Source organism: Mycobacterium sp. 155, from assembly GCF_000373905.1.
GTDB lineage: Bacteria > Actinomycetota > Actinomycetes > Mycobacteriales > Mycobacteriaceae > Mycobacterium.
Map to the genome: position 1 here is coordinate 2,290,669 of NZ_KB892705.1, position 13,832 is coordinate 2,304,500.

Sequence of the window (13,832 nt, forward strand, 5' to 3'; positions counted from 1 at the left end):
CAGGCAGTCCCACCAGAGTAGGACAGCCCCGCCTCCAACCGACCCGACCGATAGGACCGCACCATGACCCGCTTCACCACGAGCAACCCGGCCGCCGCCGCCGAGGCCGTCGGCGCTCTGCCCGCCGCCGTCACCGAACTCGTCGCCCGCGCCAACGCGGCCACCGCGGCGCTCGACCTGCCCGCCGCCGTCACCGACGCGGCCGTCGTCCTCGACGCCCTGGTGGCCTACCGCCGCGGTCAAGCCCCGGTGATCCGCGCCGAGAACGAGGTCATGCGGCTGCTGCGCGACGCCGGTGCCTCGCCCCGTGGCATCGGGAACGCGTTGAACATCAACCGCGAGACCGTCGCCAGGCGCATCGCCCTCGCCGAGGCCGAGCGGGAGGTCAGCTGATGCCCCTCCGGTTCACGACCACCGATCCCGCTCCACCGGGACAGCAGGACCAGTTGCTGCGCGCCGCCAACATGCTCGCGAGTCAGATCCGCGTGTCCGCACAGGAACTCGAAGACCTCGAGTCTGGCGACCCACACCGGGTCGCTGCGGCGCTCGGCCGGTGGCGCCGCCGGCAGCCGCTGATTGCCCGTCGCGAAGACGCCCTGCTGCTGGCACTGCACGAGTCCGGCGCCTCCGACCGTGGTCTCGCCGAGCTGATGGGCCTCAACCCCGGGACGGTCGCCCGCCGCCTCGATCGCGCCCGTGATGAACGGGAGGTCGTCGGATGAGGACTGCACCCGCATACGGACGCCCCTACAGCGCCATCAACTCCGGTGGGCCGAACCGGGTCACCCCGACCACGCCAGGGGTGTCTCACGAAGCTGTTTCCGCAGGTCACGACTTCCACTTCACGGTATCGGCCACTCGTGTACATGGCTCCCCGCGCTACAAGCGGAGCTACAGCGGGGTCTACATGGCCGGTACGGACACCGCGTCCGGACCGTCGCACAGTGGCCGATCTAGTCCGGACACCCTGTCCGGACCGCACGTTTCCGCAGCTCACCGCACCTAAATCCCGATCCACCGCCACCACCAGTTCCAGGAGGAACCGCACCATGAACGCCCCCGATCACCGCCGCGAGGTCCGCCGCATCATCTGGACCCTGCTGATCTTCGGCGCCGTGATGAGCCTGGCCGGCAACGTCGTGCACTCGATCTCGCTGCACGGCTGGAGCTGGAGGCTGATCGGCCCCGTGGTCGCAGCGGTGATCCCTCCGGTGGCGCTGCTGGGTCTCATGCACCTGATGGGCACCTGGTCTCGGTGGCAGGAGGGCGACGGCGTCAGCTACTGGGTGTTCCTCGTCGGAGTCGTGGCCCTCGGTGTGGCGGCGTTCCGGCTGTCGTTCGCCGCGCTGCGGGACCTCGCCGTGAGCTACGGCTACGGCCGATTCGACGCGGCGCTGTTCCCGCTGATCCTGGACGGCTTGATGACGCTGATGACGTGGGGGCTGGTCGCGGCCACCAGGCCCAAGGTGGTGAAGCAGATCGCCGCGGAGGCGTCCACCACCACCACGACCACCACCGCTCCGGCGGTGCACCACCGTGGCCCGTACGAGCTCCCGATCCAGGAGCCGCCGCGGTCAACCGCCACCGCGGTCGTACCTCCGGCTGCCCCGGTGGCTGTCGCGGACCCGGTGGACGCTCCGACAGCGTCTCCGGAACCGGTGGCGGACCCGGTGGTTGACGTTGAGGCCACCACTGTGGAACTGCCGGTGACCTGCGGTGACGAGGTGGTGGTTGTCGCCAACCACCAGGTTCCGGTCGCCCCAACCACCAGGGTCGAAGCCACGGTGGCGGGCTTGGTTGAGGATCCGACCACCACCGCTCCGGAGCCGGCAACCACCACTGTCGATGAGCCGGTGGTTGAAGCTCCGAGCCTTCGTCTGGTGGACGCCGCGGTGGTGGCGGTTGATCCGGTGGCGGTTGGCCCCGCCGAGCTGGTTGCGGGACTGGTGGCGTCCGGCCGGCTGCAGCCGGACAAGGAAGCCGGCGCCCTCGGCGCGATGGCGCTGGTGACCGCTGACCCCCGGCCGTCGCAGCGGCAGATCGCCGAAGCCGCCGGTATCGACCGCTCGATCGTCAAGAAGTTGATCGATGCCGCCGATGCGAACAAGACCGCCTGACGCCATCCCCAAGAGAAGAGGAACCCCGTATGCCCAAGATCACCAACCTGACCGACACCCGATGGGACATGGGAGCCGCGCCGTCGACACCTGCGGGCGTGGTGAACATCAGCGCCTGGACCACGGACGAGGAGCTCTCCCGCCTGGCGGCGAACATGCACGACGTGTACGGGAGCCGTTCCTGCACCGCGGCGGACCGGCAGGACGTCCTCCGAACGTTCCGCACCTATCTCCGTGAAGCGGCGATGATCGCGGAGGGACCGGCGGCGGATGCGCTGCGCGTGCAGTTCGTGCTGGAGGACGGGGTCGCCGAGCGGATCACCGCGACTTCGACCGACGAGCATCTCGACTTGCTGCTAAACGCCGCCGAGGCCGGCGCCGGTGGGAACATCCCCGGCCTGGCGGAGGCGCTGCTGGAGATCCGCGCCGCTGGCGGCTGGCGCGGCCGCGTCTCCGAGGTCCCCGGCGCGGGGCGGCGTGACGTCGCGGAGCGGGTCGGGATTACCACCGCCGCGGTGGATCTCATCCGCAAGGCCGCCCGCGACCTCCACGAGGAGCGCGCCATCACCTGACCCACCCCTGACCCGCATCCAACCGACACCGACGCGAGGCAGGGCACCAACGCACGGGGCCGCCCACCCCACACGAAGTTCCAGAGGAGGAACCGAACATGAAGTACACGATCACGACCGCCGCAACGGTGGCCGCCATCGCGGCCGTCACCCTGACCGCTGGTTGCTCGACCAGTCCCGCACCGTCGAACACCAGCACCGCGGCTGCGCCCAGCAGCAACTCGTCCGCGGAGTCGGAGCGGGCCATCCGCCACGAGATGGACCTCAACGGATCCGTCGGCCTCCCCGCGCGAGTCGACCGTAACGCCGCCGAGACCGCCGCGAAGTCCGGCGTCCCGTACGCGTTCAGCTATGACTGGCGTCCCGGCGCCTGTTCCTGGATCCGGTTGCCGGACCAGAGCCTGTGGTCGCTGAACGCGGGCGGTGCGCTGACCCGGGACACCGTGAGCGAGCGGGCGTTCCGCCAGACCCCCGGAGCGGCGGACGCACTCAGCTGCGTCACCACGCCCGCACCCATCGGCTTCGACGCGGCGGCGGCCGAGGCCGCGAACCGGCACGGTGCGCCGTACCAGTGGCGCACCGTGGTGACGGCAACCGGCAACACCTGCAAGCAGCTCGTCCGCATCCCCGGGTCAGCGCGGATGTTCGAGCTGCCGGACGAGGTGCGGGTAGTCGGTGACGCCCTCGATGACGCCGCGCCGGTGCTCGGGTGCACCGCCGCCGATGCACCGCGGGGAGGGAACTGACATGTCCATCACCAAAATCGCCACCGCCGCCGCGCTACTCGCCGCGGCCGTCACGCTGACGGCTGGCTGCTCGACCGGTTCCGCACATGAGCACCACGCCGCCCCGGTCAGCTCTACAGCGGCGGTCGCGCCCACGCTGCCGAACCTCCGCGAGCTGTCCCCCGAGGTCGACACGGTCGCGGCCCGCGGTGCGCTCGACCACGGCGCCCCGTTCATCTTCGGGATCCCAGACGGGCCGGAGCCCGCCTGCCACTCGGCGGTGGTCGACCCGGCCGGCAGGGTGTGGATCCTCAACCGCGTCGGCGCCGCGCCGGCCACCGGAGTCGCCCTCACCGACACGGTTGAGGAATACGGCTGCACGGGCGTCGCCATGCCGCCCGGTACCAGCATCCCGGCTCCCGCGCCGGCATCCGCGGCGGTCCACCCCGCGGGTGTGCCGGACCTGTCGCGGTGGAGCACGCAGGTGGATCTGACCGCTGCGGGTCGGGCCATGAAGGCGGGTCAGCCGTTCATGTTCGCCATGCCGGCCGGCGACACCGCGGCCTGCCACTCGGCGGCGCTCCTGCCGCCGGGTGCGGTCTGGGTGATGAACGTCAGCGGGCCGGCTCCGGTCGCGGGGGTCGCACTGTCCGACGTCACCGCGGCGTACGGCTGCCGCACCGGCATGCAGATCCCGGGCGGCACGCGATGACCGCCTCGCAGGAACTCCGCACCTGGCTCACGCAACCCGTCACGTGGGCCGCTGCCGTGACCATCACCGCGGTGATCGGCTGCTGGATCGCGTTCGGACCGGCACCCGATCCCACCTCGGTGACCATGCTTCAGCACCCGTTCACCGTGGCGTCCTGCCGTGTCGAGGCGGTCGGCGCGGACGGAGCGGCCTGGGTCCGACCGGTCGGCGGGACCGGTGATCTGCACCGGGTGATGGGAGCGGCGGACTGCTGATCGACACCGACCCACACCGTCAATGCCGCAGCCCCGCAACCGAATCAGGTTGTGAGGCTGTGGCGTGTCCGGGGGCAGCGGACGGAGCACATGGTCACTCCCCCGAAGCTACCGCGCGCACCTCGGCGAGCCGCTCCCCCAGGTACGCGATCATCTCCTCGTCGCCAGCCGTCTGCACCCTCTCGATCAGGTCGGCAACCGCGTCCATCACCGTGTCGATGTCCCCGGTCCCGAGACGTGTCACGTCCTCCGTCACCGTCTCCGTACGTGGCGCCACGCGGTGCGGGTTCGCGGCGTGCTGGCTCATGCGATGCGCTAGGTCAGCATCAGCGCCGCGAGCGGCGACGATGTATCGCTCGGCTGCCTCGCTGGTCCTGTGCCGCAGCCGCTCTTTCAACTCGCCGACAGTCGCGCCGGCCATCGCAGCGGTCGTCGACGACGTGCGGCGCAGGTCGTGGAAGACGAGATGCTCCAAGTCGCACGCCTCCCTCGCCAGTCGCCACCGCCGGTCCACGGTCGCAGGTCCGACGGGCATGTCCACGGTCCGCGTGCCGGGGAACAACCACTGTGGGTTGGTCTTTCGCGCGTACTTCTCCACGTGCAGCCACAGTGGTACGTGCAGGTGCGGCGGAACCACCACGGACTCCGTCCGACCGGTCGCCTTCGAGCCTGGCACGATCGTCATGGACCCGGTGCCGCGACCGGCGACGACATGCCGGCGGATCTGGATCCGGACCACCGGGAGGAGTGGGCACGGAGTGCTCCGATCCACCGAGATGTCGCCGATCTGCAGCCCGTTCACTTCTCCGAGCCGGAGCCCCGTCCACGCTGAGATCTGCGGGAACATCGACAGCTCCGGTGGCATCGCAGCGGCAAGCTGGTCCACCTCGGCGGCGGAGGCCGTCTGCGGTTCACGGGTCGGTGTATCGATCAGCGCGCCCTTGATCCGCAGCGGCGAGCGTCCGATCCAGTCCTCGTTGACGGCGAGCTTGAGCATGGCGTGCAGCGCCGCGAACGTCCTGCGGACCTGTGTCGGGGCACCTGGGCAGAGAGTTGTCTGCATATCGCGGTACCACTGATCGCATCTCTCTTTGGTCAGCTCGTCGAGCTTGATGTGCCCGAGCTCCGGGTTGATGAACCGGCGCACGCGGCTGATCGAGATGACGCGGTGGTTCTCACTCGGGATGGTTTCCAGCCAGATCTCCGCGAGCTGGCTCACTGTCATCACCTCGGCCCGCGCGGCGGTGGCTGCGGCTTCCTCGGAGGCGACCTGCTCCGGTGACTTCCACCTATCCCGCTCGATGTCTGACTGGATGTCCGCCAGCCAGGCGGAGGCGGCCTTCTTCGTGGTGAACGTCGTGGGTGCAGTACGCCGCTCCCCGTCGGGCGCACGGTACCGAGCCTGGTACTTGCCCGAAGGCAGCCTCCGGATCGTGCCGAAGTCACGTGCCCCGGTACTCGCCATGCTGTTCCTTCTGTCGTGCCCCGTGCCCCACGGCGTGCCCCATATGTGCCCCACGCTGTGCCCATTCTTGCTCATCGGGCGCAAAAGCTGCTCGCCGGGTCTGGATACGAAAACGCTGGCCAGGAGCAATTTCCCTGGCCAGCGTCTTAGCTAGAACACCCCTAGAGCATGCAGCTGACGCAACCCTCCACCTCGGTGCCTTCCAAAGCCATCTGACGCAGCCGGATGTAGTACAGCGTCTTGATGCCCTTGCGCCAGGCGTGGATCTGCGCCTTGTTGACGTCGCGCGTGGTGGCGGTGTCCTTGAAGAACAACGTCAGGCTCAACCCCTGGTCCACGTGTTGGGTGGCCGCGGCATAGGTGTCGATGATCTTCTCGTACCCAATCTCATACGCGTCCTGGTAGTACTCCAGATTGTCGTTGGTCAGGTACGGCGCTGGGTAGTACACCCGGCCGATCTTGCCTTCCTTGCGGATCTCGATCTTGCTGGCCACCGGGTGAATCGACGACGTCGAGTGGTTGATGTAGGAGATCGATCCGGTCGGCGGGACGGCCTGCAGGTTCTGGTTGTAGATGCCGTGAGCCTGCACCGACTCCTTCAGCGAGCGCCAATCATCCTGTGTCGGAACGTGAATCCCGGCGTCGGCGAAGATCTCCCGGACCTTGTCGGTTTTCGGTTCCCACACCTGCTCGGTGTACTTGTCGAAGAACTCCCCCGACGCGTATTTCGACTTCTCGAATCCACCGAAGCGTGTATTGCGTTCGATGGCAATGAGATTCGATGCACGCAGAGCGTGGAACAGCACCGTGTAGAAGTAGATGTTGGTGAAGTCGATGCCTTCTTCGGACCCGTAGAAGATGCGCTCGCGGGCCAGGTACCCGTGCAGGTTCATCTGCCCCAAGCCGATCGCGTGCGAGCTGTTGTTGCCCTGCTCGATCGACGGTACCGACCAGATGTGGGTCTGATCGCTCACCGCGGTCAGTGCCCGGATCGCGACCTCGATGCTCTGCGCGAAGTCCGGCGAGTCCATGGTCTTGGCGATGTTGAGCGAACCGAGGTTGCACGAAATGTCCTTGCCCACCTGGGCGTAGGACAGATCGTCGTTGAACACCGACGGCGTCGACACCTGCAGGATCTCCGAGCACAGGTTGCTGTGGGTGATCTTGCCGTCGATGGGGTTGGCCCGGTTCACCGTGTCCTCGAACATGATGTACGGGTAACCCGATTCGAACTGCAGCTCGGCCAGCGTCTGGAAGAACTCGCGCGCCTTGATCTTGGTCTTGCGGATCTGCGCGTTGTCGACCATCTCGTAGTACTTTTCGGTCACCGAGATGTCGGCGAACGGCAGGCCGTACACGCGCTCGACGTCGTACGGCGAGAACAGGTACATGTCCTCGTTCTTCTTCGCCAACTCGAACGTGATGTCCGGGATCACCACGCCCAACGACAGCGTTTTGATCCGGATCTTCTCGTCGGCGTTCTCGCGCTTGGTGTCGAGGAACCGGTAGATGTCGGGGTGGTGTGCATGCAGGTACACCGCTCCGGCGCCCTGGCGGGCCCCGAGCTGGTTGGCGTAGGAGAAGGAATCCTCCAGCAGCTTCATGATCGGGATGACGCCCGAGGACTGGTTCTCGATGTTCTTGATCGGCGCGCCGTGCTCACGAATATTGGAGAGCAGCAACGCAACTCCGCCACCACGCTTGGACAGCTGCAACGCCGAATTGATGGAGCGCCCGATGGACTCCATGTTGTCCTCGATGCGAAGCAGGAAACATGAGACCGGCTCACCGCGCTGCTTCTTGCCCGAGTTGAGGAATGTCGGGGTGGCCGGCTGGAAGCGGCCGTCGATGATCTCGTCGACCAGTTTCTCGGCCAGCTCGGTGTCACCGGCCGCCAGCGTCAGCGCGACCATGACGACGCGGTCCTCGAACCGTTCCAGGTAGCGCTTGCCGTCGAAGGTCTTCAGCGTATAGCTCGTGTAGTACTTGAATGCGCCCAGGAAGGTCGGGAACCGGAACTTCTTGGCGTAGGCCCGATCCAGCAGCTCTTTGACGAAGTTGCGGCTGTACTGGTCGAGCACATCGCGCTCGTAGTAGTTCTTCTGGATCAGGTAGTCGAGCTTCTCGTCCTGGTTGTGGAAGAAGACCGTGTTCTGATTGACGTGCTGCAAGAAGTACTCGCGCGCCGCTTGCACATCCTTGTCGAACTGAATCTTGCCGTCTTTGTCGTACAGATTCAGCATCGCGTTGAGGGCGTGGTAGTCCGTCTCCCCCGGAAGCGCGTGCGTGCTGTCGGTTACAGGCTCTGCAGCTGTGACGGTTGGTGGCACGTCCGTTCCTTCCAGAAGTTTTCCAACCCCGCACGGACAGCTTCCACGTCGTCCGGGGTACCCATGAGTTCGAAGCGATACAGGTACGGCACACCACACTTGCGCGAGACCACGTTGCCCGCATAGGCGAACTCCGCGCCGAAGTTGTTGTTGCCCGCGGCGATGACGCCGCGGATCAACGACCGATTGTGTTCATTGTTGAGGAACGCGATGACCTGCTTGGGTACGTAGCCACCGTTGTTGATGTCCGGGGTGGCACGGCCTCCGCCGTAGGTGGGCAGGATCAGGACGAACGGCTCGTCCACCTCAATGCGGCCGTGCAGTGGAATGCGGGTGGCGGGTATACCCAGCTTCTCGATGAAACGGTGAGTGTTTTCCGAGACGCTAGAGAAGTAGACGAGATTGGTCATTCTGGCCCCATCCTTCCCCGTGGTTACTGCCTTCGCTAGGCGCTGACCGCTGCGCTGCTGAGCGCCTTGATCCGGTCTGGACGGAAGCCCGACCAGTGCTCGTTGCCGGTCACGACGACGGGCGCCTGTAGGTAACCAAGAGCCATCACGTAATCGCGGGCTTCACTGTCGAGCGTGATGTCGACCTTGTCGTAAGTGATACCCAGCTTGTCCAGCGCCTTGTAGGTGGCGTTGCACTGCACGCATGCGGGCTTGGTGTACACGGTGACGGTCATCTGCGGTACGGCTCCTCTTGCGGTAAGTGAGATATCTGAACCCGGACTGGCAACTTGGCCGGATCACGGTGCTCGCTAAACTTCAGCGACCTCCAGCCCCCCGTAATTCCTAGCCCGAGAGGCCGCCTTCCGGCCGGTTCTGAAACCGACTCCGCCGGATTCGCTGCGCTCCGGCGGACTCCCGAACTGTGGTGGCCTGTCGGTGTCAGAAACACTACACCTAGTGGCCGAACATCCGAAGCCATACAACATGTTCTGAATAACATTTTTGAAATTCCCAGGTCGTAAGCTCACCGCGAGCCACGCATCCCGGCGTGTTGCAAGCAGTCGCAGGGTCCGTGTCGCACTATCTCTATTGGTGTATCACCACCCACCGACAAGTACGGCCGGCCTAGCACATCAAGATCATCGGCAGCAAACGCGCTGCATGCGATCTGCGGTCATATCGCGCCCGCGCCGACGAACCGATCACAAGCCGGGCCAGACCGCGACACCACACGTCGACCTGACCAGCGCCGGACAACAAAAAGGCTGGGGCCGACCCAGTCGACCCCAGCCCCGGTTGCCAATACCTCCGCTTAACTCACCTCGGCGGCGAGCTTGCCCACGATGTCGCGGACCGTCGCGGCGACCTCTTCGTTCTCCCGGGGATGCCGACCGTCCAGAGCCTTGGCGGGCAGTGACAGTTTGAGGTCCTCGACCACCCGGGGCCCGGCGATGCCGAATGACTTGCGGGTCTCGTCGTGCGCCCACACGCCGCCGTACTGACCCAGTGCCGTGCCGACCACAGCCAGCGGCTTGTCCTTGAGCGCACCGTTACCGTACGGCCGGGACAGCCAATCGATCGCGTTCTTCAGCACGCCCGGGATGCTGCCGTTGTACTCGGGCGTGACGATCAGAGCGGCGTCAGCCCCCGCCGCCACATGGCGCAGCACCCGCACCGTCTCGTCCACATCGTCACCGTCGATATCCTCGTTGTAGAACGGCAGCTCCCCCAGCCGATCGAAGATCCGCAGGTCCACCCCATCAGGCGCCGTCTCGACGGCAAGCTCGGCGAGCTGCCGGTTGATCGACGCGGCCCGCAGGCTGCCCACCAGTACCAATACCTTCACATCGGCCATGTTCGTTCTCCCTTGTCGCCTGACCCGATCTTCGCCCAGGATAACCGGACTATGGTCCGATTAATTCCGGCTGAGTTAAAGTTCAAAGGTGACTGCTTCTGATCGCCGCACAAGGCTCGCGGTCACCGATTCCGCGCCACCCGAGCGTGGCGACGCCGCCCGCAACCGCGAACTCCTACTCGACGCCGCACGCCGGCTTATCGCAGAACGCGGACCCGACGCCGTCAGCACCGACGATATCGTGGCAGCCGCCGGCGTGGGCAAGGGAACGTTGTTCCGGCGGTTCGGCAGTCGGTCCGGGCTGATGATGGTCCTGCTCGACGAGGACGAGAAGGGCGAACAGGAAGCGTTCATGTTCGGCCCACCGCCGCTGGGCCCCGGAGCACCGCCTCTGGAACGCCTGCTCGCCTACGGCCGCGACCGGTTGCGGTTCGTGCACTGTCACCATGCGCTGCTGTCCGACGCAGCGCGCGACCCGCAGACCCGCTTCGCCGGCCCGGCGATGCTGCACCGCGCACACGTTCGGATGTTGCTCGAAACCGCAGGCACCACAGGCGATCTCGAGGCTCAGGCGGATGCGCTGATCGCTCTGCTGGACGCCGACTATGTGGCATACCAGCTCAACGACCGCGGCCGCACTCTCGACGAACTCGACGCGGCATGGGAGGAGACGGCCCGCAAACTGTGCGGTTGCTAACGCCATGAGCGGAGTGCTGCGCTGGATTCTTCATATCGACCTGGACCAGTTCCTGGCGTCGGTGGAGTTGCGGCGCCACCCCGAGCTGGTCGGTCAGCCCGTCATCGTCGGTGGCAACGGCGACCCGACCGAACCGCGCAAGGTCGTCACCTGCGCGTCGTATCCGGCCAGGGAGTTCGGCGTGCACGCCGGCATGCCGTTGCGGACCGCCGCCCGCAAATGCCCCGATGCGACGTTCCTGCCGTCGGACCCGGCTGCCTACGACGAGGCCTCCGAACAGGTGATGAGCCTGCTGCGCGATCTCGGACATCCCGTTGAGGTCTGGGGCTGGGACGAGGCCTACCTCGGCGCCGACGATACGGTCGACCCCGTCGAGCTGGCCGAACGCATCCGCACCGTGGTGGCCGCCGAGACCGGGCTGTCGTGTTCGGTAGGCATCAGCGACAACAAGCAGCGCGCCAAGGTGGCCACCGGGTTTGCCAAACCGACGCGCACGCGAGGAGCAGATCAGGCCCCGGGCGTGTACAAGCTCACCGCGGCCAACTGGATGGATGTGATGGCCGACCGCCCGCCGGACGCGCTGTGGGGCATCGGAAGCAAGACCACCAAAAAGCTTGCCACGCTTGGTATCACCACGGTCGCCCAGCTGGCCGCCACCGACCCAGAGGTGCTCACGTCGACCTTCGGGCCGACGACCGGCCTATGGATCCTGTTGCTCGCCAAAGGCGGTGGCGATACCGATGTCAGCGCCGAACCATGGGTCCCGCGATCACGCAGCCACGTCATCACTTTCGCCGAGGACCTCACCGACCGCACCGAGATCGACGCGGCGGTGCGGGATCTGACCGAGCGCACCCTGACCGAGGTGGTCGAGCAGGGCCGCATCGTCACCCGGGTGGCCGTGACGGTACGCACCAGCACCTTCTACACCCGCACCAAGATCCGCAAACTGCCCGAACCAGGCATCGACGCTGCCGTGATCGCCGATACCGCACTGGCGGTGCTGGATCTCTTCGAACTCGACCGGCCGATCCGGCTGCTCGGCGTGCGACTCGAACTGGCCATGCCGCCCAGCAGTGCCGCCGGTGTCGGACCCGATCAATAGCCTTGTCCCATGCTGCAGACCATCGCGATCCGGGGTTACCGGTCACTGCGTGACGTGACACTGCCGCTGACCGATCTCACCGTCGTCACGGGCGCCAATGGCACCGGGAAGTCGTCGCTCTACCGCGCGTTGCGCCTGTTGGCCGATTGCGGACGCGGGCAGGTGATCGGATCACTGGCCCGCGAAGGCGGCTTGCAGTCGGTGCTGTGGGCCGGCCCGGAGCAGCCGGCCGAAAAAGCTCAGGGGACTACGCGGACCCGCCCGGTGTCACTCGAACTCGGGTTCGCCGCCGACGACTTCGGCTACCTGGTCGATCTCGGCCTGCCCCAGATGGCGGGCACCGGGCCGACGGCGTTCGCGCTGGATCCCGAGATCAAACGCGAGATGGTGTTCGCCGGGCCGGTATTGCGGCCCAGTTCGGCAGTGGTCCGCCGCACCCGCGAATACGCCGAGGTCGCAGCCGAATCCGGCCGAGGCTTCGAAGAGCTGAGCCGGTCGCTGCCGTCCTACCGCAGCGTGCTGGCCGAATACACCCACCCCCACGCCCTGCCAGAACTCTCCGCGGTCTCCGAGCGGTTGCGCGACTGGCGGTTCTACGACGGCTTCCGGGTCGACGCCGAAGCTCCGGCGCGCCGGCCGCAGGTGGGCACCCGCACCCCGGTGCTTTCCGACGACGGCGCCGACCTCGCCGCGGCGACCCAAACCATCATCGAGGCGGGGTTCGACGACCTGGCACGCGCCGTGGCCGATGCGTTCGACGGCGCTGCCGTGTCGGTCGCCGTCAATGACGGGGTGTTCGACCTGCAGTTGCACCAGCGCGGCATGCTACGGCCCCTGCGGGCCGCCGAATTATCCGACGGCACACTGCGTTTCCTGCTGTGGGCCGCAGCCTTGCTGAGCCCGCGACCCCCTTCTCTGATGGTGCTCAACGAGCCCGAGACATCGCTGCACCCCGACCTGGTGCGGCCTCTGGCGAGGCTGATCGCCACCGCCGCCACCCAGACGCAGGTAGTGGTGGTGACCCATTCGAGGGCCCTGCTGGAATTCCTCGACACCACGCCGGTCGCCGACGAGGACCGCGACCGCGCCATCGAGGTCGAGCTCTACAAACAGTGGGGCGAAACGAAAGTCGCTGGTCTGGGCCTGCTGACCACGCCCGCCTGGCATTGGGGAAACCGCTAAGGCGAAACGATCAGCGGTGTGGCCGCAGCGCGCGGGTGAACAGCACGTTGACCTGGCGCATCGCCACGCTGTACGGCCACCAGGCGATGCGTTTGAACGCGTACAGCGCACGGATGTCGGGCGAGGTGTAGATGAGGAACCGGTTGCGCCGGGCACCGGCCAGGATCTTGGCAGCGGCCTTCTCCGGCGAGACGGCGTGGGCGGCGAACCGATCCACCCACTTCTGCACGTCGGGGTCGTCGCGGTCGACGCCGGCGATCTGAACCGTCCGCACCAGACCGGTTTTCACCGCGCCGGGCACCACCACCGACACCCCGATGCGGTGCCTGGCCAGGTCGAACCGCAGTACCTCGCTGAGGCCGCGCAAACCGTACTTGCTGGCGCTGTAAGCAGCGTGCCAGGGCAGGGCCACGATGCCGGCGGCCGACGAGACGTTCACCAACTGACCACCCCGGCCGGCCTCGATCATCGGTGGGACAAAAGTCTCGATCACGTGGATCGGGCCCATGAGGTTGACGTCGATCATCGAACGCCAGTGCTGATGGGTGAGCTGATCGACCGTGCCCCACGCCGAGATACCGGCGATGTTCATCACCACGTCCATCGCGGGATGCGCGGTATGGATGTCGGCTGCGAACGCGGCCACCTGGTCGTAGTTCGAGATGTCAAGTGTCCGGTGTGCGAGCACCTGTGCGCCCAGCGCCTGCGCGTCGGCCACCGTCTGCGCCAGACCGTCGGCATCGCGGTCAGTCAGATACAGTTCGGCGCCCTGCGCCGCCAAGGCCAGCGCAGTGGCCCGCCCGATACCGCTCGCCACCCCCGTGATGAAGCAGCGTTTCCCGCGAAAATCGCTCGCCTGCGCCATAG

Annotated in this window: 16 protein-coding genes; 10 read left to right on the forward strand and 6 right to left on the reverse strand. The window is 66.7% G+C overall.

What is annotated here, in order from left to right; all coding sequences use genetic code 11:
• The first annotated feature begins 63 nt into the window (after nt 1-63).
• The 7 genes from B133_RS0110920 (at nt 64) to B133_RS0110950 (ending at nt 4,380) form a co-directional block, all read left to right on the forward strand.
• Nucleotides 64-393, forward strand: coding sequence for a hypothetical protein (locus tag B133_RS0110920; protein ID WP_018601046.1), 330 nt, complete (start codon nt 64-66; stop codon nt 391-393).
• Complete coding sequence (locus B133_RS22670) at nt 393-722, forward strand: hypothetical protein (RefSeq protein WP_018601047.1); 330 nt, start codon at nt 393-395, stop codon at nt 720-722. Before B133_RS0110920 ends, B133_RS22670 begins: the two co-directional genes overlap by 1 nt.
• 327 nt (nt 723-1,049) lie before the next feature.
• Nucleotides 1,050-2,117 carry a DUF2637 domain-containing protein gene (locus B133_RS23335; protein ID WP_051088047.1) on the forward strand — a complete coding sequence of 356 codons (1,068 nt, stop codon included), beginning with the start codon at nt 1,050-1,052 and terminating at the stop codon, nt 2,115-2,117.
• A 29-nt stretch (nt 2,118-2,146) separates the two neighbouring features.
• A complete protein-coding gene (locus B133_RS0110935) occupies nt 2,147-2,689 on the forward strand; it encodes a hypothetical protein (protein ID WP_018601048.1) in 543 nt (180 codons plus the stop codon).
• Between the two features lie 98 nt (nt 2,690-2,787).
• Complete coding sequence (locus B133_RS22680) at nt 2,788-3,435, forward strand: hypothetical protein (RefSeq protein WP_018601049.1); 648 nt, start codon at nt 2,788-2,790, stop codon at nt 3,433-3,435.
• Between the two features lies 1 nt (nt 3,436).
• On the forward strand, nt 3,437-4,126 hold the full coding sequence (locus B133_RS0110945) for a hypothetical protein (RefSeq protein WP_018601050.1): 690 nt from the start codon (nt 3,437-3,439) through the stop codon (nt 4,124-4,126).
• Complete coding sequence (locus B133_RS0110950; protein ID WP_018601051.1) at nt 4,123-4,380, forward strand: hypothetical protein; 258 nt, start codon at nt 4,123-4,125, stop codon at nt 4,378-4,380. Before B133_RS0110945 ends, B133_RS0110950 begins: the two co-directional genes overlap by 4 nt.
• A 94-nt stretch (nt 4,381-4,474) precedes the next feature.
• On the opposite strand, the gene B133_RS0110955 is transcribed toward B133_RS0110950, so the two are convergent.
• From B133_RS0110955 to B133_RS0110975, 5 genes are all read right to left on the reverse strand, one after another.
• Nucleotides 4,475-5,845 (reverse strand): tyrosine-type recombinase/integrase, encoded by a 1,371-nt coding sequence (locus B133_RS0110955; protein WP_018601052.1) that lies wholly within the window; start codon nt 5,843-5,845, stop codon nt 4,475-4,477.
• Nucleotides 5,846-6,006: 161 nt separating this feature from the next.
• Complete coding sequence (gene nrdE / locus B133_RS0110960) at nt 6,007-8,175, reverse strand: class 1b ribonucleoside-diphosphate reductase subunit alpha (RefSeq protein ID WP_026256261.1); 2,169 nt, start codon at nt 8,173-8,175, stop codon at nt 6,007-6,009.
• Nucleotides 8,142-8,585 carry a class Ib ribonucleoside-diphosphate reductase assembly flavoprotein NrdI gene (gene nrdI, locus B133_RS0110965; RefSeq protein ID WP_018601054.1) on the reverse strand — a complete coding sequence of 148 codons (444 nt, stop codon included), beginning with the start codon at nt 8,583-8,585 and terminating at the stop codon, nt 8,142-8,144. Before nrdI ends, nrdE begins: the two co-directional genes overlap by 34 nt.
• A gap of 35 nt (nt 8,586-8,620) precedes the next feature.
• On the reverse strand, nt 8,621-8,860 hold the full coding sequence (gene nrdH, locus B133_RS0110970) for a glutaredoxin-like protein NrdH (RefSeq protein ID WP_018601055.1): 240 nt from the start codon (nt 8,858-8,860) through the stop codon (nt 8,621-8,623).
• 578 nt (nt 8,861-9,438) lie between these two features.
• Nucleotides 9,439-9,981: an NADPH-dependent FMN reductase gene (locus B133_RS0110975; protein WP_018601056.1), complete on the reverse strand. Its 543-nt coding sequence runs from the start codon at nt 9,979-9,981 to the stop codon at nt 9,439-9,441.
• Between the two features lie 88 nt (nt 9,982-10,069).
• Here B133_RS0110975 and B133_RS0110980 point away from each other — a divergent pair, with 88 nt between their 5' ends.
• Genes B133_RS0110980 through B133_RS0110990 form a run of 3 tightly spaced genes read left to right on the forward strand, consistent with a single transcriptional unit; the run spans nt 10,070 to nt 12,965 of the window.
• Nucleotides 10,070-10,678: a TetR/AcrR family transcriptional regulator gene (locus B133_RS0110980; protein WP_018601057.1), complete on the forward strand. Its 609-nt coding sequence runs from the start codon at nt 10,070-10,072 to the stop codon at nt 10,676-10,678.
• Between the two features lie 4 nt (nt 10,679-10,682).
• Nucleotides 10,683-11,783 carry a DNA polymerase IV gene (locus tag B133_RS0110985; protein ID WP_018601058.1) on the forward strand — a complete coding sequence of 367 codons (1,101 nt, stop codon included), beginning with the start codon at nt 10,683-10,685 and terminating at the stop codon, nt 11,781-11,783.
• Between the two features lie 9 nt (nt 11,784-11,792).
• Nucleotides 11,793-12,965: an AAA family ATPase gene (locus B133_RS0110990; RefSeq protein WP_018601059.1), complete on the forward strand. Its 1,173-nt coding sequence runs from the start codon at nt 11,793-11,795 to the stop codon at nt 12,963-12,965.
• Nucleotides 12,966-12,975: 10 nt separating this feature from the next.
• Here the strand turns inward: B133_RS0110990 and B133_RS0110995 are convergent, their stop codons facing one another.
• Complete coding sequence (locus tag B133_RS0110995; protein WP_026256263.1) at nt 12,976-13,830, reverse strand: SDR family oxidoreductase; 855 nt, start codon at nt 13,828-13,830, stop codon at nt 12,976-12,978.
• Nucleotides 13,831-13,832 lie beyond the last annotated feature (2 nt).

What these genes read in the sequence shown, in the direction of transcription:
- B133_RS0110920 (WP_018601046.1), top strand. Translation starts at nt 64, where the DNA reads ATGACCCGCTTCACCACGAGCAACCCGGCCGCCGCCGCCGAGGCCGTC.
- B133_RS22670 (WP_018601047.1), top strand. Translation starts at nt 393, where the DNA reads ATGCCCCTCCGGTTCACGACCACCGATCCCGCTCCACCGGGACAGCAG.
- B133_RS23335 (WP_051088047.1), top strand. Translation starts at nt 1,050, where the DNA reads ATGAACGCCCCCGATCACCGCCGCGAGGTCCGCCGCATCATCTGGACC.
- B133_RS0110935 (WP_018601048.1), top strand. Translation starts at nt 2,147, where the DNA reads ATGCCCAAGATCACCAACCTGACCGACACCCGATGGGACATGGGAGCC.
- B133_RS22680 (WP_018601049.1), top strand. Translation starts at nt 2,788, where the DNA reads ATGAAGTACACGATCACGACCGCCGCAACGGTGGCCGCCATCGCGGCC.
- B133_RS0110945 (WP_018601050.1), top strand. Translation starts at nt 3,437, where the DNA reads ATGTCCATCACCAAAATCGCCACCGCCGCCGCGCTACTCGCCGCGGCC.
- B133_RS0110950 (WP_018601051.1), top strand. Translation starts at nt 4,123, where the DNA reads ATGACCGCCTCGCAGGAACTCCGCACCTGGCTCACGCAACCCGTCACG.
- B133_RS0110955 (WP_018601052.1), bottom strand. Translation starts at nt 5,845, where the DNA reads ATGGCGAGTACCGGGGCACGTGACTTCGGCACGATCCGGAGGCTGCCT.
- nrdI (WP_018601054.1), bottom strand. Translation starts at nt 8,585, where the DNA reads ATGACCAATCTCGTCTACTTCTCTAGCGTCTCGGAAAACACTCACCGT.
- nrdH (WP_018601055.1), bottom strand. Translation starts at nt 8,860, where the DNA reads ATGACCGTCACCGTGTACACCAAGCCCGCATGCGTGCAGTGCAACGCC.
- B133_RS0110975 (WP_018601056.1), bottom strand. Translation starts at nt 9,981, where the DNA reads ATGGCCGATGTGAAGGTATTGGTACTGGTGGGCAGCCTGCGGGCCGCG.
- B133_RS0110985 (WP_018601058.1), top strand. Translation starts at nt 10,683, where the DNA reads ATGAGCGGAGTGCTGCGCTGGATTCTTCATATCGACCTGGACCAGTTC.
- B133_RS0110990 (WP_018601059.1), top strand. Translation starts at nt 11,793, where the DNA reads ATGCTGCAGACCATCGCGATCCGGGGTTACCGGTCACTGCGTGACGTG.
- B133_RS0110995 (WP_026256263.1), bottom strand. Translation starts at nt 13,830, where the DNA reads ATGGCGCAGGCGAGCGATTTTCGCGGGAAACGCTGCTTCATCACGGGG.